The organism is Pseudomonas sp. EA_65y_Pfl2_P74 (genome assembly GCF_963970575.1).
GTDB lineage: Bacteria > Pseudomonadota > Gammaproteobacteria > Pseudomonadales > Pseudomonadaceae > Aquipseudomonas > Aquipseudomonas baetica_A.
In genome coordinates this window covers 32100-56082 of the sequence record NZ_CAXAOQ010000037.1, presented here as the reverse complement: position 1 = coordinate 56082, position 23983 = coordinate 32100, and the positions used below count along the sequence as shown (strand labels likewise).

Annotated in this window: 24 protein-coding genes and 1 pseudogene; 11 read left to right on the top strand and 14 right to left on the bottom strand. The window is 60.1% G+C overall.

What is annotated here, in order from left to right; all coding sequences use genetic code 11:
* Positions 1-28: 28 nt before the first annotated feature.
* From AACY18_RS24835 to AACY18_RS24825, 3 genes are all read right to left on the bottom strand, one after another.
* A complete protein-coding gene (locus tag AACY18_RS24835; protein ID WP_339434176.1) occupies positions 29-829 on the bottom strand; it encodes a sulfite exporter TauE/SafE family protein in 801 nt (266 codons plus the stop codon).
* Positions 830-838: 9 nt separating this feature from the next.
* Positions 839-2083 (bottom strand): NAD(P)/FAD-dependent oxidoreductase, encoded by a 1245-nt coding sequence (locus tag AACY18_RS24830; protein ID WP_339466377.1) that lies wholly within the window; start codon positions 2081-2083, stop codon positions 839-841.
* 84 nt (positions 2084-2167) lie between these two features.
* Positions 2168-2509, bottom strand: coding sequence for an ArsR/SmtB family transcription factor (locus tag AACY18_RS24825; protein ID WP_221733609.1), 342 nt, complete (start codon positions 2507-2509; stop codon positions 2168-2170).
* 113 nt (positions 2510-2622) lie between these two features.
* Between AACY18_RS24825 and AACY18_RS24820 the strand changes: the two genes are divergently transcribed.
* Together AACY18_RS24820 and AACY18_RS24815 are read left to right on the top strand one after the other, a co-directional pair.
* Complete coding sequence (locus tag AACY18_RS24820) at positions 2623-3486, top strand: MBL fold metallo-hydrolase (RefSeq protein ID WP_339434178.1); 864 nt, start codon at positions 2623-2625, stop codon at positions 3484-3486.
* Between the two features lie 125 nt (positions 3487-3611).
* Positions 3612-4463 (top strand): tyrosinase family protein, encoded by an 852-nt coding sequence (locus AACY18_RS24815; RefSeq protein ID WP_339434179.1) that lies wholly within the window; start codon positions 3612-3614, stop codon positions 4461-4463.
* Between the two features lie 13 nt (positions 4464-4476).
* On the opposite strand, the gene bkdR is transcribed toward AACY18_RS24815, so the two are convergent.
* The gene (gene bkdR, locus AACY18_RS24810) at positions 4477-4965 is read right to left on the bottom strand and encodes a Bkd operon transcriptional regulator BkdR (RefSeq protein ID WP_007915088.1); all 489 of its coding nucleotides are present in this window, start codon (positions 4963-4965) and stop codon (positions 4477-4479) included.
* A 185-nt stretch (positions 4966-5150) separates the two neighbouring features.
* Between bkdR and AACY18_RS24805 the strand changes: the two genes are divergently transcribed.
* The 5 genes from AACY18_RS24805 to AACY18_RS24785 all read left to right on the top strand — a co-directional run bounded on the left by AACY18_RS24805 (position 5151) and on the right by AACY18_RS24785 (position 11353).
* Positions 5151-6386, top strand: coding sequence for a 3-methyl-2-oxobutanoate dehydrogenase (2-methylpropanoyl-transferring) subunit alpha (locus tag AACY18_RS24805; RefSeq protein WP_339434180.1), 1236 nt, complete (start codon positions 5151-5153; stop codon positions 6384-6386).
* Position 6387: 1 nt separating this feature from the next.
* Positions 6388-7446 carry an alpha-ketoacid dehydrogenase subunit beta gene (locus tag AACY18_RS24800; RefSeq protein ID WP_064390582.1) on the top strand — a complete coding sequence of 353 codons (1059 nt, stop codon included), beginning with the start codon at positions 6388-6390 and terminating at the stop codon, positions 7444-7446.
* A complete protein-coding gene (locus AACY18_RS24795) occupies positions 7447-8721 on the top strand; it encodes a dihydrolipoamide acetyltransferase family protein (RefSeq protein WP_339466376.1) in 1275 nt (424 codons plus the stop codon). It abuts the gene before it with no gap.
* A gap of 7 nt (positions 8722-8728) precedes the next feature.
* Positions 8729-10102, top strand: coding sequence for a dihydrolipoyl dehydrogenase (lpdA, locus tag AACY18_RS24790; protein WP_339434182.1), 1374 nt, complete (start codon positions 8729-8731; stop codon positions 10100-10102).
* Positions 10103-10333: 231 nt separating this feature from the next.
* The gene (locus AACY18_RS24785; RefSeq protein ID WP_339434183.1) at positions 10334-11353 is read left to right on the top strand and encodes a branched-chain amino acid aminotransferase; all 1020 of its coding nucleotides are present in this window, start codon (positions 10334-10336) and stop codon (positions 11351-11353) included.
* Between the two features lie 66 nt (positions 11354-11419).
* Here AACY18_RS24785 and AACY18_RS24780 read toward each other — a convergent pair whose 3' ends face one another.
* The 3 genes from AACY18_RS24780 to AACY18_RS24770 form a co-directional block, all read right to left on the bottom strand.
* The gene (locus AACY18_RS24780) at positions 11420-12241 is read right to left on the bottom strand and encodes a TIGR03915 family putative DNA repair protein (RefSeq protein WP_339434214.1); all 822 of its coding nucleotides are present in this window, start codon (positions 12239-12241) and stop codon (positions 11420-11422) included.
* Complete coding sequence (locus tag AACY18_RS24775) at positions 12238-13458, bottom strand: putative DNA modification/repair radical SAM protein (RefSeq protein WP_339434215.1); 1221 nt, start codon at positions 13456-13458, stop codon at positions 12238-12240. Before AACY18_RS24775 ends, AACY18_RS24780 begins: the two co-directional genes overlap by 4 nt.
* Before the next feature lie 83 nt (positions 13459-13541).
* Positions 13542-14300 (bottom strand): ArsR/SmtB family transcription factor, encoded by a 759-nt coding sequence (locus AACY18_RS24770; RefSeq protein ID WP_339466374.1) that lies wholly within the window; start codon positions 14298-14300, stop codon positions 13542-13544.
* Positions 14301-14378: 78 nt separating this feature from the next.
* Here AACY18_RS24770 and AACY18_RS24765 point away from each other — a divergent pair, with 78 nt between their 5' ends.
* On the top strand, positions 14379-15488 hold the full coding sequence (locus AACY18_RS24765; protein WP_339466373.1) for a cytochrome P450: 1110 nt from the start codon (positions 14379-14381) through the stop codon (positions 15486-15488).
* Between the two features lie 45 nt (positions 15489-15533).
* Here the strand turns inward: AACY18_RS24765 and AACY18_RS24760 are convergent.
* The 3 genes and pseudogenes from AACY18_RS24760 to AACY18_RS24750 form a co-directional block, all read right to left on the bottom strand.
* Positions 15534-15653, bottom strand: a pseudogene (locus AACY18_RS24760) (cation transporter); the annotation flags it as partial.
* A 30-nt stretch (positions 15654-15683) separates the two neighbouring features.
* Positions 15684-16952, bottom strand: a complete 1269-nt coding sequence (locus AACY18_RS24755) for an Nramp family divalent metal transporter (RefSeq protein WP_339466382.1) — start codon at positions 16950-16952, stop codon at positions 15684-15686.
* Between the two features lie 113 nt (positions 16953-17065).
* Positions 17066-17605 (bottom strand): chalcone isomerase family protein, encoded by a 540-nt coding sequence (locus AACY18_RS24750; RefSeq protein ID WP_339434219.1) that lies wholly within the window; start codon positions 17603-17605, stop codon positions 17066-17068.
* A gap of 145 nt (positions 17606-17750) precedes the next feature.
* Between AACY18_RS24750 and AACY18_RS24745 the strand changes: the two genes are divergently transcribed.
* Both AACY18_RS24745 and AACY18_RS24740 read left to right on the top strand, forming a co-directional pair.
* The gene (locus AACY18_RS24745; protein ID WP_339434220.1) at positions 17751-18524 is read left to right on the top strand and encodes a hypothetical protein; all 774 of its coding nucleotides are present in this window, start codon (positions 17751-17753) and stop codon (positions 18522-18524) included.
* An 84-nt stretch (positions 18525-18608) separates the two neighbouring features.
* Complete coding sequence (locus AACY18_RS24740; RefSeq protein ID WP_221733624.1) at positions 18609-19172, top strand: hypothetical protein; 564 nt, start codon at positions 18609-18611, stop codon at positions 19170-19172.
* Here the strand turns inward: AACY18_RS24740 and AACY18_RS24735 are convergent.
* The 4 genes from AACY18_RS24735 to AACY18_RS24720 form a co-directional block, all read right to left on the bottom strand.
* The gene (locus AACY18_RS24735) at positions 19162-19878 is read right to left on the bottom strand and encodes an alpha/beta hydrolase (protein ID WP_339466372.1); all 717 of its coding nucleotides are present in this window, start codon (positions 19876-19878) and stop codon (positions 19162-19164) included. The genes AACY18_RS24740 and AACY18_RS24735 overlap by 11 nt on opposite strands.
* Before the next feature lie 182 nt (positions 19879-20060).
* Complete coding sequence (locus AACY18_RS24730; RefSeq protein ID WP_339434222.1) at positions 20061-21173, bottom strand: succinylglutamate desuccinylase/aspartoacylase family protein; 1113 nt, start codon at positions 21171-21173, stop codon at positions 20061-20063.
* 195 nt (positions 21174-21368) lie between these two features.
* Positions 21369-22148: an ABC transporter substrate-binding protein gene (locus tag AACY18_RS24725; RefSeq protein ID WP_221733627.1), complete on the bottom strand. Its 780-nt coding sequence runs from the start codon at positions 22146-22148 to the stop codon at positions 21369-21371.
* A 244-nt stretch (positions 22149-22392) separates the two neighbouring features.
* Positions 22393-22821 (bottom strand): rhodanese-like domain-containing protein, encoded by a 429-nt coding sequence (locus tag AACY18_RS24720; protein WP_339434224.1) that lies wholly within the window; start codon positions 22819-22821, stop codon positions 22393-22395.
* 102 nt (positions 22822-22923) lie between these two features.
* Between AACY18_RS24720 and ftrA the strand changes: the two genes are divergently transcribed.
* The gene (ftrA, locus tag AACY18_RS24715) at positions 22924-23898 is read left to right on the top strand and encodes a transcriptional regulator FtrA (protein ID WP_339434225.1); all 975 of its coding nucleotides are present in this window, start codon (positions 22924-22926) and stop codon (positions 23896-23898) included.
* Positions 23899-23983 lie beyond the last annotated feature (85 nt).

Below are 23983 nucleotides of genomic sequence, written 5' to 3'. Positions count from 1 at the left end.
GCTTGTGCCCCTCGCCACAAGGTTCAACTCAAGCCCGCAGCAACATATAAACCGCCACCACCACACACACACTGGCAAACCCCACCTGCAACGCCCGCGCCGGCACCCGCGCGCTGAGCTTGCGGCCGATGATCATGCCAACAATGCTGGCGACGATAAACGCGACGCCCTGACTGTCGATGCGAACGCCGGCGTGAAACGCGCCGATCACACCGATGGCGGAAATCAGACTGATCACCATCAACGACGTTGCGACAATCGCGCGCATCTGCACGTCGGTCAGTTGCTTGAATGCCGGCACGATCAGGAAGCCGCCGCCCACACCGAGCAATCCGGACACCACACCGGTAATCGCGCCCAGCGCCGCAAGCGTGGCGGTGCATTTGGCCGTCCAGTCCAATCGGCCGGTTTGTTCATTGAGCATGCAATTCTTCTGGCCCCAACTGGCGTGGCCATGATCGCTGGGGCCCTGCTGCTGACGCTCACGGCGCAGCATGCGCCAGGCCACCATGACCATCAGCAGGCTGAACAGAATCATCAGGATCTTTTCCGACAATTGATGCGCGAAGTAGATCCCCAGCGGCGAAAACACGGCGCCCAGTGCGGCAATCAGCAGCGCCGCACGATAACGCACCAGGCCATGGCGCAAGCCGTCGATGGCACCGACCGCCGCCGCACTGCCGACCGCAAACAACGCCACCGGCGCTGCCTGGGTCATCGTCCAGCCGAGCCCGAGCACCAGCGCCGGCACCGCGAGAATCCCGCCGCCCGCCCCCGTCAGCCCAAGAACCAACCCCATCAGCACACCAAACAGACTTGCCAGCAACATAAGGAGTCCTCAGTCAACTTTGGACAGGGAAGTCAGCCACTCGCGCCCCTTGAGCATGCCGTGCCAGTAGAACCACGGCAGCAACGTTGCCTTGAGTAACCACGCCGAACGACGCGGCACCGTCGGGTCAAGGGGAAAGGTCGGCAGCAACTTCCCGGCATAACCGAACTCGGCGAGGATCACCTTGCCCTTCTCCACCGTCAGTGGGCATGAGCCATAACCGTCGTATTTCAGCGGCAGCGGCTGTTGCTTGCGTTGGGCCAACAGATTTTGCGCCACCACCACGACTTGCTTGCGCACCGCCGCCGCGGTTTTCGCATTGGTTGTGCCGCAGATATCACCCAGTGCGAACACCTCGGGATAACGCGGGTGCTGCAGGCTGTGCTGATTGACTTCACACCAGCCGGCAGCGTCGGCCAACGCACTTTGTGCGATGAAATCCGGGGAGACCTGCGGCGGTACGACGTGCAGCAAATCGAAGGTTTTTGCCTCGCGGGTGACGTTGCCGTCAGCGTCCTTGATCTCGAACCATGCCGTTTTCGCCGGGCCGTCGACCTTGACCAGATTGGCGTTGAAGGCCAGTCGGGCGTTGTACTTGTCGATGTACTTCATCAGCGGCGGCACGAACGTCGCCACGCCGAACAATGCGGCGCCGGCAAGATTGAACTCGACATTGACGTTGTTCAGCACGCCGGTTTTACGCCAGTGATCGCAGGACAGGTACAGCGCCTTTTGCGGCGCACCGGCGCATTTGATCGGCATCGCCGGTTGTGTGAACAGCGCTTTGCCACCGCGCAATTTCTGCACCTGGTCCCAGGTGTATTGCGCGTGCTGATAGCTGTAGTTGGAGGTCACGCCGTGCTGACCAAGGCTTTGCTGCAAGCCTTCGATTTTTTCCCAGGCCAGACGCAGGCCGGGGCAGACGATCAGGTTTTGATAGCTGACGATACGTTGATCGTTGAGGGTGAGTTGGCGAGTCTCCGGATCGACGTTGGTCACCGCTGCCTGCACCCAGGTGACTTGACGCGGTAGCACCTTGGTCATCGGTCTTACGGTGTCTTTCACGTCGTAGGCGCCAGCGCCGACCAGCGTCCACGCCGGTTGGTAGTAGTGCTGGGCGCTCGGTTCGATCACAGTGACTTTCAAGTGCCGATCGCGCTTGAGCAGACTGGCAACGAAAGCGATGCCGGCCGTACCGCCGCCGATGACCACGATATCTGCACTGATGGATGGGCCCCCGTGTTGATCGTTCATTGCTTGTTCCTTTTACTGCACGCAAGAAGGGTGTCGCCTTGACGCAAGTCCGCTCCCGAATCGGGTTTGTTTGCTGGCTGACATTTATGAGTGACCCCAGCTTTTGACTACCGCCCCGCAATACAAACCGGAGAGGGTTTTCATCACCTGGATGACTTCCGGGCTGGCCAGGCCGTAAAAAATGTATTTGCCTTCGCGGCGCGTCGCGACCAAACCTTCATCACGCAGAATGCCGAGTTGCTGGGACAGGGTCGGCTGACGCACGCCGGTCATTTTTTCCAGTTCGCCGACGTTGCGCTCGCCCTGAGTCAGTTGGCACAGGATCAACAAGCGATCCTCGTTGGCCAGGGCCTTGAGCAAGGCGCAGGCCTTGGAGGCCGAGGCGCGCAATTGCGCAACTTCACATTCGCTCAAACTGGATTGCATTTGCAGGAAGCCCTCAACGTCACTTAAGCTGCGAACATTATGTTTTTACATAAAGTGTTGCAAGCGACTTTTCGCCACCTGACTTTTCTCGTCCTCTGCACAGGTTCATGCCCATGCCCGCGCTGATTGAAGCTTTCCTCGACCCCACCTCCTGCACCTACACCTACGTGGTGTACGAGGCAGATGGCGGGCAATGCGCGATCGTCGACCCGGTGCTCGATTACGACGGCGCCGCCGGGCGCACCTGTACCGCTCAGGCCGACAAAATCATCGCCTTCGTCCGCGCACACAACCTGCAGGTGCAATGGCTGCTGGAAACCCACGCCCATGCCGATCACCTGTCCGCCGCACCGTATCTGCGTCGCGAGCTGGGCGGGAAGATCGCCATTGGCGAATCGATCAGCAAAGTGCAGAACGTGTTCAAGGCGCTGTTCAATCTGGAGCCTGAGTTCTGCGTTGATGGCTCACAGTTCGATCACCTGTTCGCCGCGAACGAGTCGTTCATGATCGGCAACCTCAATGCCACCGCCCTGCATGTCCCCGGTCACACCCCGGCGGATATGGCTTACCTGATCGACGGCGAACAGATTCTGGTCGGCGACACGTTGTTCATGCCTGACGTCGGCACTGCGCGCTGCGACTTCCCCGGCGGCAATGCTCATCAGTTGTTCAACTCGATCCACAAACTTTTGGCCTTCCCGGCGAGTGTGAAGCTTTACGTTTGCCACGATTACCCGCCTGAAAGTCGCCCGGCACGCTGCCAGACCACCGTCGGCGAACAGCGCAAAAGCAACATCCATGTGCATGACGGCATTGATGAAGCGGCGTTTGTAGACATGCGCACAAAACGCGATGCCGGGTTGGGCATGCCGACGCTACTGCTGCCGGCGATCCAGGTGAATGTGCGTGCGGGGAATTTTCCGGCGCCAGAGGACAATGGCGCGGTCTACCTCAAGATCCCACTGAATCTCTTGTAGGAATACTCTCTTAACTATCTGAAATAAAAGACTTTCCTACACTCTCTGGCGATAGAGATGAACTGGAAAAAATCCCGCCGACGGCCAGACTTCATTGGGTATACATTCAATGGAGTCTTTACAACATGGATATTCGTCAAAACCACCGCGACATGACAAAGGCGCAAAAAAACGCCTTCATCGATGCGGTTCTGTTACTTAAAAACAATGTCGACAGCGTCCTGCGGCCCGGACAACAAAGTCGCTACGATGACTTTGTACAAATCCACAAAAACTCGATGGGGCGAGGCAACCCCCTGACGCCCAACCCCCATCGCAGCCCCTTGTTCTTCCCTTGGCACCGAGTTCTGATCCGCCAGTTTGAACTGGCCTTGCAGGTTGCCGCCAACAACCCAGGCATAACACTGCCTTATTGGAACTGGCAAATCACAGGGCCAGACAATCCCTTCACCTCAAGCTTCATGGGCGGGAACGGTGACAACACACAAGATCAGCGCGTAACAAGCGGCCCATTTTCCAGCGAGCATTCTCAATTCAACGTCGCCGTTTGGGACGAAGGCACCGGCAATCCGGGCGTCCGCCGCAACCTCGGAGCACAAGAGACCTTGCCCTCTGCCGAAGCGGTTATTTCAGCCTTGAACAGAACGCCCTATTGGCAAGCCACCGATCAAGCAGGCTGGGAAAACTCCGCTGAACGCGAGCTTCACAATCCGGTGCACGCCTGGATCGGTGGCAGCATGGCCGAAGCCTCCTCGCCCAACGACCCGATCTTTTTCCTGCACCACTGCTACCTCGACCTGCTCTGGGAGCGCTGGAAGCACCAACACCCCAACATTCCTTCCTTTCCATCGGATGAAATGAGTGGATCAATACTGGTGTTTCACCCTGCCAACGAGCCTGCGCCCTGGATGCAAACCTACACCGTGCAGCAGACGCTGTTCACCGAAGAGCTCGATTACCGCTACGAGGACATCTGACGGTACATGACGCTCAATTGCCCAAGGTCAAACCGTTCGCCGGCAATGGCAACGCGGTTTTGTAGCGCACCTGCTTCAGCGCAAAGCTCGACCGGATGTTCGCCACGCCCGGCACCTTGGTCAGAAAGTCCATCATGAACCGCTCCAGCGACTGAATGGTCGGCACCAGGACCCTGATCAGGTAATCCGGGTCGCCGGCCATCAGATAGCACTCCATCACTTCGGGGCGATCGGAAATCGCCTCTTCAAAATGCTGCAATGCTTCCTCGACCTGCTTTTCCAGGCTGACATGAATGAACACATTGACGTGCAGGCCCAGCAGATCGGCGTCCAGCAAAGTGACCTGCTCACGAATCAGCCCCAACTCTTCCATTGCTTTGACCCGGTTGAAGCACGGGGTGGGCGACAAATTCACCGAGCGAGCGAGGTCGGCGTTGGTGATGCGCGCATTCTCCTGAAGGCTGTTGAGAATGCCGATGTCGGTACGGTCCAGTTTGCGCATGAGACAAAACCACCTGTTTTTTATGTTTATGCAGAATTTTTATCTGCAAATGATCTGAGGCGCAATGAAACAGAGATAAATATTCTTCTTGGCCGGGCCTATGATTGTTGTAGGACAAGATTTCTTTTATCGAAGAATGACTGCCAGCTCACTACAAGAAATTCACAAGATCGAGCGTAGAAGCCATGACCCAAGCGTATGAACCGCTGCGTCTGCACGTCCCTGAACCTTCGGGCCGCCCAGGCTGCAAAACCGACTTTTCCTACCTGCATCTGACCGATGCCGGTACGGTGCGCAAACCTCCCATCAACGTAGAACCCGCCGACACCGCCGACCTGGCCCGTGGCCTGATTCGCGTGCTCGACGATCAAGGCAACGCTCTGGGCCCCTGGGCTGAAAACGTGCCGGTGGAGATTCTCCGCAAGGGCATGCGCGCCATGCTCAAGACGCGGATCTACGACAACCGGATGGTCGTCGCCCAGCGTCAGAAAAAGATGTCCTTCTACATGCAGAGCCTGGGCGAAGAAGCCATCGGCAGCGCTCAGGCCCTGGCGCTGAACATCGACGACATGTGCTTCCCGACCTACCGCCAGCAAAGCATCCTGATGGCCCGCGAGGTACCGCTGGTCGACTTGATCTGCCAACTGCTGTCCAACGAGCGCGATCCGCTCAAGGGCCGTCAGTTGCCGATCATGTACTCGGTGAAAGACGCCGGGTTCTTCACCATCTCCGGCAACCTCGCGACCCAGTTCATTCAGGCCGTGGGCTGGGGCATGGCTTCGGCAATCAAGGGCGACACCAAAATCGCCTCGGCGTGGATCGGCGACGGCGCCACCGCCGAATCGGACTTCCACACCGCCCTCACCTTCGCTCACGTTTATCGGGCGCCAGTGATTCTTAACGTGGTCAACAATCAGTGGGCCATTTCGACCTTCCAGGCCATCGCCGGCGGTGAAGCCACCACCTTCGCTGGACGCGGCGTCGGTTGCGGCATCGCCTCACTGCGGGTTGACGGCAACGACTTCTACGCGGTCTACGCCGCTTCCGCCTGGGCTGCCGAACGCGCCCGCCGCAACCTTGGTCCGACCATGATCGAGTGGGTCACCTACCGCGCCGGCCCACACTCGACCTCCGACGATCCGTCGAAATACCGCCCTGCCGACGACTGGAGCCACTTCCCGCTGGGCGACCCGATTGCCCGCCTGAAACAGCACCTGATCAAAGTCGGCCACTGGTCGGACGAAGAACATGCCGCCGTCAGTGCCGAACTCGAAGCTGAAGTGATTGCCGCACAGAAACAGGCCGAACAGTACGGCACCCTCGCCGGCGGCCAGATCCCGAGCGCCGCAACCATGTTCGAAGACGTCTACAAAGAGATGCCGGAGCACTTGAAGCGCCAGCGTCAGCAGTTGGGGATCTGACATGAACGATCACAACAACAATATTCAGTTGGAAACCGCCATGACCACGACCACCATGACCATGATCCAGGCCCTGCGCTCGGCCATGGATGTGATGCTTGAGCGTGATGACAACGTCGTCGTGTTCGGTCAGGACGTCGGTTATTTCGGTGGCGTGTTCCGTTGCACCGAAGGCCTGCAAACCAAGTACGGCACCTCGCGAGTATTCGACGCGCCGATCTCCGAAAGCGGCATCGTCGGCGTCGCCGTCGGCATGGGCGCTTACGGCCTGCGCCCGGTGGCCGAGATCCAGTTTGCCGACTATGTCTACCCGGCTTCCGACCAGATCATTTCCGAAGCGGCGCGCCTGCGTTACCGCTCGGCTGGCGAGTTCACCGCACCCATGACCCTGCGCATGCCTTGCGGTGGCGGCATTTACGGTGGCCAGACCCACAGCCAGAGCATCGAGGCGATGTTCACTCAAGTCTGCGGCCTGCGCACCGTCATGCCATCCAACCCGTATGACGCCAAGGGCCTGCTGATCGCCTCCATCGAAAACGATGACCCGGTGATCTTTCTTGAGCCAAAGCGCCTGTACAACGGCCCGTTCGACGGTCACCACGACCGTCCGGTAACGCCGTGGTCAAAACACCCGCAAGCCCAGGTTCCGGACGGCTATTACACCGTGCCGCTGGACGTCGCCGCGATCACCCGTCCAGGCAAGGACGTGACCGTGTTGACCTACGGCACCACCGTTTATGTGTCGCAAGTCGCCGCTGAAGAGAGCGGTGTCGACGCCGAAGTCATCGACCTGCGCAGCCTGTGGCCGCTGGACCTGGACACCATCGTCAAGTCGGTTAAGAAAACCGGGCGCTGCGTCGTGGTCCACGAAGCCACACGCACCTGCGGTTTCGGCGCCGAACTGGTGTCGTTGGTGCAAGAGCATTGCTTCCATCACCTGGAAGCGCCAATCGAACGCGTCACCGGTTGGGACACCCCCTACCCGCACGCGCAAGAGTGGGCGTATTTCCCTGGGCCGTCCCGAGTGGGCGCGGCGCTGAAACGGGTCATGGAGGTCTGAATGGGCACGCACGTTATCAAGATGCCGGACATCGGCGAAGGCATCGCAGAAGTAGAGCTGTCGCAATGGCACGTCAAGGTGGGCGATCTGGTCGTTGAAGATCAGGTGCTGGCCGATGTGATGACCGACAAGGCGATGGTCGATATCCCGTCGCCGGTACACGGCAAGGTCATTGCGCTGGGCGGTCAGCCGGGCGAAGTGATGGCGGTCGGCAGTGTACTGATCAGCATTGAAGTGGAAGGCGCGGGTAACTTGAAAGAGTCCGCAGCCCCTGCACCCGTCAAAGAGGCAGCGGTTGCCGTACCTGCGAAAACCGAAACTCCCGTTGAAAACAAATCCGCCGCCATAGCGCGCCCGGCCCCTGCCTGCCAAGGCCCGGTGGTTGCCCGCGAGGCCGATGAACGCCCGCTGGCCTCGCCGGCCGTGCGTAAACATGCACTGGATCTGGGTATTCAGTTGCGCCTGGTACGCGGCACTGGCCCGGCCGGCCGCGTCTTGCACGACGACCTCGAAGCCTATCTGGCGCAAGGTCAATCCAACGCCTCGGCGCCTGCATCGGCGGCCTACGCCCAGCGTCACGACGAAGAGCAGATTCAAGTGATCGGCATGCGCCGCAAGATCGCCCAGCGCATGCAGGACGCCACTCAGCGTGCCGCGCACTTCAGCTATGTCGAAGAAATCGACGTCACCGCGATCGAAGAACTGCGCGCGCATTTGAATGCAAAGCATGGCGCCAGCCGTGGCAAATTGACCTTGCTGCCATTTCTGGTGCGCGCGCTCGTGGTTGCCCTGCGCGACTTCCCGCAGATGAACGCCCGTTACGATGACGAAGCCCAGGTCATCACCCGCCTCAGCGCAGTGCATGTCGGCGTCGCCACGCAAAGCGATGTCGGCCTGATGGTCCCGGTGGTGCGTCACGCCGAGGCGCGCAGCCTGTGGGACAGCGCCGCTGAAATTTCGCGCCTGGCCAACGCTGCACGCCATGGCAAGGCCAGCCGCGACGAACTGTCAGGTTCGACCATCACCCTGACCAGCCTCGGTGCGCTGGGTGGCATCGTCAGCACGCCGGTGCTGAACCTGCCGGAAGTGGCAATCGTCGGCGTCAACAAAATCGTCGAGCGGCCAATGGTCGTCAAAGGCCAGGTGGTGATCCGCAAGATGATGAACCTCTCCAGCTCCTTCGATCACCGTGTGGTCGATGGCATGGACGCGGCGCTCTTTATCCAGGCCATTCGTGGCTTGCTCGAACAACCCGCCACTTTGTTTGTGGAGTAAGGCGCGCATGCAAACTTTGAACACCACGCTGCTGATCATCGGCGGCGGCCCCGGCGGTTATGTGACGGCGATTCGCGCCGGGCAACTGGGTATAGCGACGATTCTGGTGGAGGGCCAATCGCTGGGCGGCACCTGCCTGAACATCGGCTGCATTCCGTCCAAGGCACTGATCCATGTGGCTGAGCAGTTTCATCAGACTCAGCATCACCATCAGCACTCGGCGCTGGGCATTAGCGTTCCGGCACCGACTCTGGACATTAACAAGAGCGTCGAGTGGAAAGATGGCATTGTTGATCGCCTGACCACTGGCGTCGCCGCCCTGCTGAAAAAGAACAAGGTTCAAGTGATCCAAGGCTGGGCCAACGTCATCGACGGCAAAACCGTCGAAGTGGCTGGCACTCGCATTCAGTGCGAGCACTTGGTACTGGCCACCGGTTCCACCAGCGTTAACTTGCCGATTCTGCCCATTGGCGGTCCGATCATTTCCTCCACCGAAGCTCTGGCGCCAAAGTCAGTGCCCAAGCGTTTGGTGGTGGTCGGTGGCGGTTACATCGGTCTGGAACTGGGTATTGCTTATCGCAAGCTCGGTGCCGAGGTCAGTGTGGTCGAAGCACAGGATCGCATCCTGCCGGCCTACGACGCCGAACTGACGCAACCGGTGCACGAAGCGCTGAAGCAACTGGGCGTAAAACTGTATCTCAAGCACAGTGTTCTGGGTTTCGACGGCACTTTGCAGGTGCGTGATCCGAACGGCGACACCCTGAATCTGGAAACCGATCAGGTGCTGGTCGCCGTCGGTCGCAAACCCAACACTCAGGGCTGGAACCTCGAAGCGCTGAATCTGCAGATGAACGGCTCGGCGATCAAGATCGACAGCCGCTGCCAGACCAGCATGCGCAACGTCTACGCCATCGGTGACCTGAGCGGCGAGCCGATGCTGGCTCACCGCGCCATGGCGCAAGGCGAAATGGTCGCCGAACTGATCAGCGGCAAACACCGCGAATTCAACCCCACCGCCATCGCAGCCGTTTGCTTCACCGACCCGGAACTGGTGGTGGTCGGCCAGACGCCGGACGAGGCCAGGACGGCCGGGCTGGACTGCATCGTGGCCAGCTTCCCGTTCGCCGCCAATGGCCGGGCGATGACTCTGGAGTCCAAAAGCGGCTTTGTGCGGGTGGTCGCTCGTCGGGACAATCATGTGATTGTCGGCTGGCAGGCGGTGGGAGTCGGTGTTTCCGAGTTGTCGACTGCGTTTGCGCAGAGCCTGGAAATGGGCGCACGACTGGAAGACATTGGCGGCACCATTCACGCGCATCCGACACTGGGTGAAGCGGTGCAGGAAGCAGCGTTGCGGGCTCTTGGACATGCGTTGCATCTGTAAAGGAGGGTGGCAGTGATGGCCTCTTCGCAAGCAAGCCCGTTCCCACAGGGGGAATGCATTTCAAATGTGTGTGGGCTTGCTGGCGAATTCTTGAGGCCAACACGATTTATCTGTCTGTCATCCGATAGTCCGGGCTGCGAAACCGCTCAAGAATGAAGTATTGTTGTGCCCATCCAAAAAACGTCAGAAGCCTTGAACCGTTTCGACGGTTGTTCAGTGATAGAGGGTGTCATGGGTAACGAAAGCATCAATTGGGACAAGCTGGGTTTTGACTACATCAAGACCGACAAACGCTATCTGTCGTACTTTCGCGATGGCGAGTGGGACAAAGGCACCCTGACCGAAGATAACGTGCTGCACATCAGCGAAGGCTCGACGGCCCTTCACTATGGCCAGCAGTGCTTCGAAGGCATGAAGGCCTATCGTTGCAAGGACGGTTCGATCAACCTGTTCCGCCCGGACCAGAATGCCCTGCGCATGCAACGCAGTTGCGCGCGTCTGCTGATGCCAATGGTGGAAACCGAGCAGTTCATCGAAGCCTGTAAGGAAGTGGTTCGCGCCAACGAGCGTTTCATCCCGCCGTACGGCACCGGCGGCGCGCTGTACCTGCGTCCGTTCGTGATCGGCGTGGGTGACAACATCGGCGTGCGTACTGCTCCCGAGTTCATCTTCTCGATCTTCTGCATCCCGGTTGGCGCCTACTTCAAAGGCGGCCTGACCCCGCACAACTTCCAGATTTCCAGCTACGACCGCGCCGCCCCACAAGGCACCGGTGCAGCCAAGGTCGGCGGTAACTATGCGGCCAGCCTGATGCCAGGCTCCAAAGCGAAGCAAGCCCACTTCGCCGACGCTATCTATCTGGATCCGATGACCCACACCAAGATCGAGGAAGTCGGTTCGGCCAACTTCTTCGGGATCACCCACGACAACAAATTCGTGACCCCGAAGTCGCCATCGGTACTGCCGGGCATCACTCGTCTGTCGCTGATCGAACTGGCCAAATCGCGCCTGGGCCTGGAAGTGGTTGAAGGTGATGTGCTGATCGACAAGCTCTCAGACTTCAAGGAAGCCGGCGCTTGCGGCACTGCTGCCGTGATCACCCCGATCGGTGGCATCAGCTACAACGACCATCTGCACGTATTCCACAGCGAAACCGAAGTCGGCCCTGTGACCCAGAAGCTCTACAAAGAACTGACCGGCGTGCAAACCGGCGACATCGAAGCGCCAGCGGGCTGGATCGTCAAGGTTTGATCTGACGGCCGCAGATGCAAGAAAGCCCCCACGGAGTGATCCGTTGGGGGCTTTTTATTTGATCGTTTATTTATGCGCAATACGTTTACCCGACCGACCGGCAATCCCGCTCGCTTGCCCATCCTGTTGTTTGCCCATGCGCGCCTGAGTAATCAGCCCGGGAATCAACTCCCCCTCTGGCAGGTTTTTCCAGAAGCGCACCGGCAAATGCCCTTGCATGACTTTTGGATTCAACCGCGCCGGGTTGAAGATGTGGCTGTAATAGGTCAACCAGAGATCGCCATGCGGATCATCGACGTTCTGCGCCAATTGCTGCCACTCCACAGGGCATCGGCGCTGGTGGATCAATTGTTCGCCGTCGTAATACACCCCGTCACGGGGTGTGGCGATCAACCAGCGGTGGCGGCCCATGCGTGCGACGAAATGCTCACTGGCACGGTGCAGGATGTCGTGGGCCGGTTCATGCCACGCCACGTATTGCGGCCCTGGCAGATCTTTCGGTCGCTCGATGAAGCGCACGAATGCATGGAGGTGATGCGCTTCGCGCTGAACTTGCTTGATCCGCCGCTGCAATTCACTGCCCAGCTTGTCGCCGGCCATCATCGCCGTGTGGTCGCCGTGACTGACGCGCCACAACACTTCATACAGCAGGCTCCAGCGCTGGTCGCCCCGATAACTGGCTGCACGCTCCAGGGTGTCGAGCAAGGTACGCGGGATGCGCGCCTGAAACGGCCCTTGGCCTTTGGGCACGGACTGGTCGCCGGCAAACAGATCGCCCACCCCTTCCGAGGCCCAGCTCACCAGGCTCGGATCGATTTCATGGCTCAGTAACCAGCGAGCCTGTTGCCGCCAAGTGTCGAACAGGTCATCGCAATCCAGATCGATCATCCCCACAACCCCATCTGTTGCGGCATCGGCCGGTCGCGCAATTGCTGATACAGCATATGACTGGTGACCTCGGCTTGCTGCGGATGGTAATCGCTGGTGATGATGAACGGCCTGGCTTTGGCCAGTACGCACCGCATGCGCGCCACGTCCTCGTAGCGAATCCGCCGCTGTCGGCGCAGCTCCACCAGGCGTTCGGTGGTGCGCAGGCCAATACCGGGAATACGGGCGATCAGGGCCGGTTCAGCACGATTGAGGTCCAGCGGAAACACCTCGCGATTCTGCAACGCCCACGCCAGTTTCGGATCGATATCCAGCGCCAGATTCCCCGGCCCCTTGAGCAGCTCACCGGCGCTGTAGCCATAGCTGCGCAAGAGAAAATCGGCCTGATACAACCGATGCTCACGCATCAAGGGGGGCGCAGCCAGCGGTACGCTTTTCGGGCTGTCGGGGATCGGACTGAACGCCGAATAGTAAACCCGGCGCAGCCGGAAGTTGCCGTACAACGCCTGCGCACTGTGGAGAATGGTGCTGTCGTCGGTGTCGTCAGCGCCGACGATCATCTGGGTGCTTTGCCCGGCCGGCGCGAATTTAGGCGCGCGTGGTTCGTTGCGCACGGTCTGTTCGCCGGTGTAGATGGTCCGCATCGCCTGTTTGATCGAGACAATCTGTTTCTCTGGCGCCAGGGTTTGCAGGCTGGCATCGGTGGGCAACTCGATGTTGACGCTCAAGCGATCGGCGTAACGCCCGGCCTCCTCGATCAGTGCCGGGTCAGCTTCGGGAATGGTCTTGAGGTGGATATAACCGCGAAACTCGTGCTCTTCGCGCAGAAGCTTCGCAACCCGCACCAGTTGCTCCATGGTGTAGTCCGCGGAGCGGATGATCCCGGAGCTGAGAAACAGCCCGCTGACACAGTTGCGCCGATAGAAATCCAGGGTCAACGCCACGACTTCTTCCGGCGTGAAACGGGCACGCGGCACGTCGCTGGAACGGCGGTTGACGCAGTATTGGCAGTCGTAAAGACAGAAATTGGTCAGCAGAATCTTCAGTAGCGACACGCAGCGCCCGTCCGGCGTGTAGCTGTGGCAAATGCCCATGCCATCGGTCGAGCCTACTCCGCTCTTGCCCTCGGAACTGCGCTTGGGCGCACCGCTGCTCGCGCAGGATGCGTCGTACTTGGCGGCGTCGGCGAGGATGCTGAGCTTGTCGATGATTTGCATGGCGAAGGCTCTTTACTGGTTGCATATACAGTATCGAGTCTATTGGATTGGCACAAGGTGCAAAGCAGATCAAATGCTCGCCGCTACAGGGGAACGCCATGATCGGCAGGCGTTGCCACGGACGGCGATGTTTTAAGCCTTGCTTGCGCCGCCAATTGGATACCGAACCGCGCGCTGAGCGCTCTGTGCCCCGCCGCTGTCAGCGCCAATGCCCGACTGTCCAGATCCTGCGTCACCCATTTGCGCTCCAACGCGGTTTGCAGCAGTGCAGCGCCCAGCGCCCCCCCTAGGTGTGGCCGGCGCATGCTCCAATCCAGGCACGGGCAGGCAAACTTGCGGCGCAGTGCATTCAAGTCCTGCACTTCAATACCCAACCCTGCAAATAACGCCGCGCCACTGTCACTCAAGCGATACGCCTGCTCGTCGGTTTCCACCAGCCACCCGGCATCGATCAAACGGTCATGCAGCAACACCGCCAACGTTCCGGCCATGTGGTCGTAACAGGTGCGGGCAAATTGCAGGCGATCCGGCGTGTGCGGCTTGAAGGTCGGCGCGGCGCTCTGGCCGATCACCATCAGGGCTTCCAGCGCCTGGGCGACGCGTTTGTCGGCGAGGCTGTAATAACGATGGCGGCCCTGCACATGCAGACGCACCAACGCCAGATCCTTCAGTTTGCTCAGGTGCGCGCTGGCGGTGGACGCACTGACTTCGCCGATAGCCGCCAGCTCCGTGCTGGTGCGGGCGTGACCGTCCATCAGCGCGCAGAGGATTTTCGTCCGGGTCGGTTCCGCGATGGCGGCGGCCACTTGCGAGACGCCGATGTCTTGATGTTCTGCGTGCATATTTCGCTCCCCGACGAATCATCGCCGTTACAGACTGGAGATAGTAGCAACACTTTCCTCTCCGACAAGGCTACGAACATGGACCCGATCGTCGCGGCGACGCATGCCGACCCCTACCCGTATTACGAAACACTGCGCGCCGAGGGAGGGCTGATGTTTCACCCCGAACTGAAATTGTGGGTCGCCAGCACGGCCCGTGCGGTTTGTGCGGTTCTGGCTCATCCCGACTGCCGGGTGCGTCCGGTGCAGGAGCCGGTGCCCAAAGCGATCGCCGAGGGCATGGCCGGTAAAGTCTTCGGTCAGTTGATGCGAATGAACGAAGACGAACACCAGCGCTGTCCACGTTCGGCCATCGAGCCGGCATTGACGCTGATCGACAGCGATGAAGTTCAGGCGTTGGTGAGCGCACGCCTGATCTGCGCGAACGCCGATGGCGTGCATAAAGCCATGTTCAGGGGGCCGGTCTGTGTGGTCGCGGTGTTGCTCGGGTTCGCCCCCGCACAGGCTCGGGCAATCAGTGAGTTGACCGGGGATTTTGTCGCGTGCCTGTCACCGTTGAGCAATGACGTGCAACTGGCGGCCGCCCACGCAGCGGCGCAGCAGTTGCACGGATATTTCACCGAGTTGCTCGCCGGCCCGCGGGAGCAAACGACTTTGCTGGCCGGCATCACGCAGCGATTCGAGGGGAGCGAGCAAACCCTGATCGCCAACCTGATCGGTCTCTGCTCACAGACGTTTGAAGCGTGCGCAGGATTGATCGGCAATGCGCTGGTGGCTTTGCGGCGAGCGCCAGCGCTACGCACAGCCTCCATTGAGGCGCTACTGGCTGAAGTGCAGCGCTTCGACCCTGCGGTGCAGAACACCCGGCGATTTGTCGCAACCTCCTGCGACATCGACGGGGTTCGCCTTGAGGCGGGCCAGGTGATTGTGCTGCTACTGGCCTCGGCCAACCGTGATCCTGCACTCAATGAAAACCCCGACCGGTTTGCACTGGATCGCCCCAACCGCCGCAGTTTCAGTTTTGGCAGCGGTCGCCATCAGTGTCCGGGGCAAGCGCTGGCGATGACGATTGCCAGCGCAACGGTCAAGGCAATCGTCGATCTCGGCATCGATCTTGATCGCCTGAGCTGGCACTACCGCCCTTCTCTTAACGGGCGCATTCCACTGTTCAGCGAGGTACAGCGTTAGGCGCGGTGCAATTCGATGGTCAGGTGCGATAGCTCATGCACCGGGCTCATCGGTGGCGTCGAGCAATACGGCAGCGCTGTCACGCATCAGGTTGTAGGCCCATTTGGCGATGACAATGGCGCCGACAATACCCAGGGCCGGGTCCAGCCACACCCAGCCGACGAAGGTGTGCGAATAGATTAGTCAGTCAGTCGCTCAGACCGCCAATTGCAAAATCAACCAGCTATTGGCCCCGCTGATCAGCACAAACAAGCCCCACGCCAGCACGCGAGTCGGCCAACGGTTCACGAATGGCCCCATCAGTTGCTTGTCGTTGGTCATGCGAATCAGCGGATACAAGGCAAACGGCAGTTGCAGGCTCAACACCACCTGGCTGAGCACCAGCAATTTGCCCACTGCGCCGTCACCCATGAGCCAAACACCGATGAATGCCGGAATCAACGCCAGCCCTCGGGTAATCAGCCGCCGTTGCCAGCAGGGAATCCGCAGATTCAGGTAACCCTCCATGATCACCTGGCCGGCGATGGTGCCGGTAAAGGTCGAGCTCTGCCCGGACGCGAGCAACGCCACACCGAACAGCACGCTGGCCAGCGCGCCGCCCACCAGTGGGTCCAGCAGGTGATAGGCATCCTGAATCTCTACCACGTCGGTATGACCGGACTGGTGAAAAGCGGCCGCCGCGAGGATCAGAATTGCCGCGTTGACCAGTAACGCCAGCGCCAGCGAACCGATGGTGTCGATGCGCGCGAGTTTCACCGCGTCCTGTTTGCTCGCCAGATCCTTACCGATCATCCGTGTCTGCACGATGGAGGTGTGCAAATAAAGGTTATGGGGCATGACGGTGGCGCCCAGAATGCCGATCGCCAGGTACAACGGCGCGGCATCGCTGATGGCGGCCAGTGACGGTTTGAAGCCCTGAGCCACGTCCGGCCAGTACGGCTTGATCAGCAACAATTCAACGAAAAAACACACGCCAATGGTGGCGACCAACACCAGCATGATCGCTTCGAGGCGGCGGAACCCGCGATTCTGCAGGGCCAACACCAGCAACGTATCGAAGGCTGTCAGCGCGATACCGAACGTCAGCGAACAACCAAGCAACAAGTGAAACGCCAGCGCGCAACCAAGGACTTCGGCAAGGTCGGTGGCAATAATCGAGATCTCCGCCAACACCCATTGCAGCCGCGCCGTCGGGGTGCTGTAGCGCTCGCGGGACAATTGCGCCAGATCGCGGCCGGTGGCGATGCCCAGGCGCGAACACAGGCATTGCACGACCATGCCAGCCAGACTCGCCAGCAGCACGACAAACAGCAGGCTGTAACCAAACCGCGAACCCGCCTCGATCGCCGTCGCCCAGTTGCCCGGATCCATATAGCCGATCGACACCAGCAAGCCAGGGCCGGCGAAGCGCAGCACGCGCTTGAAAAACGAAGCATTGGGATCTACCGCAACGCTGCCAGCCACTTCCGGCGGGCAAAACGGCGCGGTGGCGATTTTGGGCAAGCTGAATTTCACGCACACATCCAGAAACAAGTCGAAAGACGCAGCTTAGACGTTTCGCCCCCTGAGATGAAAGCTCAAGATCCGGCCACACCCAGTAGTTGCTGACGCAATTCGGGACTGCGTGTACGTGGACTCAACCAGATATCAAAAAATGCGCGGGCGAACTGTGGGTCGTCGATTTCGTGCTGCAACTGTTGGCCAACAAAAAACCGCGCCCCCTGCCCCGGCAAATAAACCCCGGTGATGCGGGTGCCTGCACGGACGTCGACGAACGCCTGCTGCATTTGCGTCTGCCAGACGGCCAGTTGCGCCGGGCTGATCGAAGAACCCGCCAGACGTTTGATTTCATCCACACTGGCCTCGACCAGATCGTCGCGAGAAATCCTGCGCAGGTAGATCAACTCCAGCGCAAAGGGCTGCCCCTCCACCAGCGGTTGGGCGGCGCTCCACAGCCGCGCGTTATAAACGTCGAAACCGAACACACTGAAATCGCCGGTGCCGATGATTCTGGCGCCGGGCACTTCGTCCTGCCAGTTGGCCCAGGCAGGCGCCACCAGCAAGGCCCACAAGCCGATGGCGCAGCACCCACGCCAGACATTCTGTGTTCTGCTCATCACGTCATCGACTCCGGTAAACCCTGATAGACAAAGCATAGCCTGTATGCCTTCGGCATTTTGTATACAACAAAGCCTCACATATGCGGCAATCCGTTGACAGCGATGCTACCGTGACCGCCTCTCACCCGACGGAGACACCTGCGTGCTGATCCTCAAGTTGCTGTTGATTCCCGGTTTTCTGCTGCTGATATCTTTGGCGGGTAAACACTGGGGGCCAAGCGTGGCCGGGTGGCTGTCGGGGTTGCCGGTGGTCGTTGGGCCGATCCTGTTTTTCCTCGCCATCGAACAGGGCCCAGCGTTTGCCGCGCAATCAGCGGTGGCCGCGTTGTCAGCGATGTTCGCGATGATTGCGTTCTGCATCACCTACGCGCAGGTCGCGCAACGGGCCAACTGGCCTTGGGCGTTGAGCATTTCCCTGGCGGTCTGGGCTTTGCTGGCACTGGTACTGTCACGGATTCCCGCGTCTCTGCCGTTTTCGGTGCTGGCGGCGGCGGTTGCCCTACTGGCGGCGCCCTACCTGTTTCCCAACGTGCAGCCGCCGCTCAGCAGTCCGGTTCCGAAGTCGGACAGATTGATCTGGCGGATGATCGCCGGCGCTGCCCTGACGCTGGTGGTGACCATGCTCGCAAGCACCGTCGGCGAACGCTGGAGCGGCCTGCTTGCGGTGTTCCCGGTGCTTGGCAGTGTGATGGCGGTGTTTTCCCAGCAAACCCGCGGCCCTGAATTTACCGCCGCACTGCTACGGGCGACCGCGACGGGAATGTATTCGTTCTCGGCGTTTTGTCTGGTCTCGGCACTGACATTGCCGACCCTGGGCCTTGGTGGATTTGCCTTGGGAGTGGCGGTGTCGGTGGCGATGCTGGGCGTCACCAGGCGGCTATTGGCCCGCCCCGCCCCCAGGCAACAGACGCAATAACCCGTCAGACGAATCGCGCTGGAATGCCCGGCATGCTCCGTGGGATGATCGCCCGCCTCGCGCGACCATTCACCGGAGATTCCCATGTCATTGCTGAGCAAAAAAGCCGTCGTCCTGTTAGTCGCGGCTGTCGCCGGTCTAGGCGCCATCAACGCTCAAGCGGCCAAGCCCAAGGAAAAAGCCGCCACCGAGAAGGTCTCGATGCTGGGTGGCAAGTTCACCTTCGTGCTGCCCAAAGGCTTCGTTGCCGACCCGCTACCCGCTAGCCCGACCGGCGCCAAGGGCACCATGTACACCAACCAGGCGACTAAAACCGTGGTCATCGCCGCCGAAAACCAGATTCCCGAAGGCAACAACGTCAAGGACAACGACAGCGAGTTCCTCGACGGTAGCGTCTCTGACTTCATCGACGCCCAGCGCAAAGCCTTGCCTGACTTCAACAAACTCAGCGAAAAAAGCCTGACCCGCAAAGGCACTGGTCTGGGCCTGCGTCAGGTCGACAGCACCGCCACCCAGGGCGGCGGCCAGACGCTCAACACCACGTTGATGGCCGGTTCCGGTACGAAGATGGCACTGGTCCAGGTGATCTCGCGGGTCAGCGACAAGCAAGGTCACGATGCACTGGTGAAAACCATCCTCAAGGATTGAGTTGCTGCAACCAGCCATTCAGATCCCGCAGTTCGGCCGCGCTGATGCTGTGGCCGACCCCGGGATAAGCGTGAAACTGCGGTGTGTATTTGAGCTTGTGTAGCCGTTCGTTGGCGCCAGTGCCGTCGCGATACGGCACGCGATCATCGGCGGTGCCATGGCCGATGAAGATGCTCAGCGGCAGCGGTTGTTGTTCAGGCTTGAGTTCGGCTTTCAACACCGGCAATAAACGCCCGCTCAACGCCGCGATGCCGCCCACGGCCACGGGTGGGCGCAGCCCCACCTCGTAGGTCATCATGGCGCCCTGACTGAAACCGATCAGGTACACCTTGTCCGACGTGGTGTGATATTTCTTCGCCGCTTGCGCGACAAAGTCCCTCAGCTTCTGACCGCTGACCTTCAGATCATCAGTCTCGCCGTTGTAGGCGCCTTCGCCTTTTTTGCGAAACCACTGGAATCGCCCTTCACCCAACGCCAACGGAGCCTGCACGGACAGGTAGTTGTACTGCGCCGGCAGCCGGAATTTCATGCCGATCAGATCGGCCTCGTTACTGCCGTAGCCGTGCAGGAAAATCACCAGCGGACGCGGATCGGCGTCTGGGTGAACCTGTTCGATGTACTTGAGCGGCAGATCGCTTTGCAGGGTGGTTTGAGCTTGAACAGCGCTGGACGCCAGCAGGGTCAACAGAGCAAACACCTTCAACATACGTTTTCCTCCACTGGGTGCAGGGTTTGGGGTGAGCCTAACACCCTGAAACGAGGATCCAAATGACGGGGATTGCTGATGCCGCCTTCGCTGACAAGCCACACACAATAATCTGTGCCGTTCACAAAACCCGTGGGAGCGGGCTTGCCCGCGAAGGAGCCTCTGAACACAGCAAAAATCTGTCAGTCGTTCGTCAGTTTGCCCGTGCGAAACGGCACCCGCCCCGCCACTTTCGCCTGCCAGATACCCGGCTCGGTATAGCGCCCACGATCAATCGCAAACAACACCCCGCTGGTGCCGGCGTGGATCGTGGTCACGCGATCCTGAAGGGGATCAACCACCTCAAACAACGCATCGCCCTTCTCTACCCACTCGCCCGCATTGCGCAGGAAACTCACCACACCATGGTGCGGCGCGAACAAATATTCGGTGCCTTCGAACGGCATCCCCTCACAGCACTCTTTCGGCGCTGCCGGCCATTCGCCGCTGATGAACCCTTGCTCGGCGAGAAACCCGAGAATCGCCTCGCAATTGGCCTGAGCCTGATCGACACGCGTATCGCCCATGCTGCCCAGCTCCAGCGTTGTCGCGAGGTTGGCCGGTGGAATCGCCGCGTCGGGGAACGCCCGCGCCAGGCGCAGCCACGGCGTCGAGCAGGACTCATCGAACGAGCTGCCGCCAGAGTCCTCACACAGCAACGCCACGCCAGCCTTCAACCGCGCCGCCAGCGATTGCCACTGCGGCCAGTGTTGCGGCAGCGCGTAGAGGTGAATCGAGGCTTCAAAATCGCAATGCAGGTCGAGGGTGATGTCGGCATCACAGGCATGGCGCAACAACAAACGGTGCAGCGCTTCCAGTGGCGAGGCCGGTGCCGGCAGGTCATCGAAAACCTGGCCCATGGCTTGGCGAATCAGCGCGATGTTGGCGTCAGCATCGGCGCCCAATTGATCACCGATCAACGCCGCCACCGGGGCGCTGAGTTCAACGAAGGCACGGTTGAAATTCTTGCCGCTGCCCAGTTCGAAACGGCCCATGTGCGCGCCTTGCAGGTGTTGATCCAGGCCGATCGGGTTGGCCACCGGCACCAGCTCAACCACACCTTGCAAACGGCCTTGGGCTTCGAGTTCATTCAGACGTTGTTTGAGCTCCCACGCGGTGCGCATGCCTGGCAGTTCATCGGCGTGCAGGCTGGCCTGAATGTAAACCTTGCGGGTGCCGGCGCCGTAACGAAACACGCTGAGGGAACGTTCGCTGCCCAGGTGGCTCCAGGGCAGAACATGGTCGATGCGTTGCATGGGTAACTCCTGAGTAACGGATCACTGAGATCCCCTGTGGGAGCGGGCTTGCTCGCCAATACGGTGTATCAGCCCACGAAACGGTTGAATGTCAAACCGTATTGGCGAGCAAGCCCGCTCCCACAACGTTCTCGTGTTGATCAGAGCGTAAAAAAAGTGGCCACCGCGTTAACGGGGCCACTTTTCTACGGCGTATTAATGGCCGTACACGTCAAAGTCGAAGTACTTGTCCTGCACTTGCTTGTACTTGCCGTTGGCGCGGATTTCGGTGATTGCCTTGTTGAATTGCTCAGCCAGCGCGGTATCGCCCTTGCGCACTGCAATACCGGCGCCGCCGCCAAAGTATTTGGCGTCTTCATAGGTCGGGCCGACGAATTCAAAGCCTTTGCCGGCGTCGGTTTTCAGGAAACCGTCGCTCAGGTTGACCGAGTCGGCCAGCATCGCGTCGAGGCGACCGGAGACCATATCGAGGTTGGCTTCCTGCTGCGAGCCGTAGCGCACCAGATCAATCCCGGCCGGGACCAGCACTTCGGTGGCGTAGCGGTCGTGGGTACTGGCACGCAGTACGCCGACTTTTTTGCCTTTGAGTTCGGTCAGCGGGTCTTTGACACCCGAACCTTCCTTCATCACGAAACGTGCAGGCGTGTGGTAGTACTTGATGGTGAAATCGACGTTTTTCTTGCGATCGTCAGTGATGGTCATCGAGGACAGGATCGCGTCGATTTTTTTCACTTTCAGCGCCGGGATCAGGCCGTCGAATTCCTGCTCGACCCAGGTACATTTGACTTTCATCTGCTCACACAGCGCATCGCCGATATCCACGTCGAAGCCGGCGAGTTTGCCGTCAGGGGTTTTCATCGAGAATGGCGGGTAACCGGCTTCGATACCGATGCGGATCGGCTTGGCGTCTTCGGCCACAGCGGTCAGGGACAACATCGACAGTGCCAGGGCACCAAACATCACTAGCTTCTTCATTTATAACTCCTGTGTGCGGAGGCTTTTATTGGCAGCTTCGATTCAACGTTCGGTCATGGCCAGTTAACGGCAAAAAACCGAAGTGGCCGGCAGTCTATGGCGGCGCGCACAGGGCAAATTGTTTTTAAGCGACAAATACTTACAGAAGATCGGCGCACCGGCTGACCGGGGTCAACAGGTGCGCCGTCGTGGTGCAAAGGCTGTAGGACAAGCGCTGCTTTCGTTCAATAAACCTTGAAAAGCGTCAGCATTCGCAACCGAGTGACACTGCGGCAACAGACGAATCACTGAGCGAAAAACCCTCATCCAGCCACCCGGTCACGCCGCCGATCATTTCCTTGACCGGGTAACCCAGCGCCGCCAGTTTCACCGCTGCCTTGTTGGCGCCGTTGCAATGTGGGCCCGCGCAATAGACCACGAACAGCGTGTTTTTCGAGTAACTCGCCAAACCTTCAGCCGTCAGCAAACGCCCCGGCATATTGATCGCGCCCGGCACATGGCCACGCTCGAAAGCCAGCGGTCCACGCACATCGACCAACACAAAGTCGACCTCACCGGCCTCTTGGCTGCTGAATACGTCGGAACAATCGGTTTCGAAGGTCAGACGGTTGCTGAAATGCATCAGGGCAATCGCCGAGGGAGCGGCAGGAATTTCGCGAACAAGGCTGGGCATCGGGTATTGCTCCTTCATCTGATCGGGTATGAACAGACTTTATCGAGCCGCAGCCTGCCGCTACAGTGGCGGACAAGACACTCATCGGGAATTTTCCGCCAAATGCCAACATCACCAGGTCTGGTCGCGATTCTGGCCTACGACGGCCTCTGCACTTTCGAGTTCGGCATCGCCGTGGAGATCTTCGGTCTGGCCCGGCCGGAGTTCGATTTTCCTTGGTACGAGCATGCGATTGCTGCGGTCGATCAAGGGCCGATGCGCGCCATGGGCGGGATTCAGGTGTTGGCCGACGGCGGTCTGGAACTGCTGGCCGAGGCCCGCACCATCATCATTCCCGGCTGGCGCGACCGGAATGCGGCGGTGCCTCCAGCCTTGATCGATGCGTTACGGCAAGCCCATGAGCGTGGCGCTCGCTTGTTGTCGATTTGTTCCGGGGTATTTGTCCTGGCAGCCACCGGCCTGCTCGACGGCCACGGCGCCACCACCCATTGGCGCTACACCACGGAATTGGCGCAACGCTATCCGGCGATTGCGGTTGATCCGGATGTGCTCTACGTCGACGCCGGCCAGTTGATTACCTCGGCAGGCAGCGCAGCCGGCATCGACGCCTGCCTGCACCTGGTGGCGCGGGACTGCGGCACTCAAGTCGCCAACTCAGTGGCGCGACGCCTGGTGATGTCGCCGCAGCGTACCGGCGGGCAGGCGCAGTTCATTCCAACCCCGGTGAGCGCGACGCCGCGCAATGACCTGTCGCGGGTGATGCAGTGGGCGCGCGAGCGCTTGCATGAACCGCTGGAGGTGCGCGATCTGGCCAGTGAAGCGGCGATGAGTGAGCGCACGTTTTTGCGGCGCTTCAGCGAGGCCAGCGGTCAGACGCCCAAAGCGTGGTTGCAGCATGAACGCCTGGCCCGGGCGCGAGAGTTGCTGGAAAGCACCGATCAGCACACCGAACAGATTGCCGAACGCTGTGGTTATCGGTCGGTGGAGAGTTTCCGGGTGGCGTTTCGTGGCGTGGTCGGGGTGCCGCCGTCGGTGTATCGGGAGCGGTTTGGGCGTGAGGTGAAGGTCAGTTCTTGAGTGAATTTTGAAGGCCGCATCGCGAGCAGGCCCGGTAAAAAACAGCATCATTTTGGCATCAGCCATGAGGCTACAGCGCCTGCGC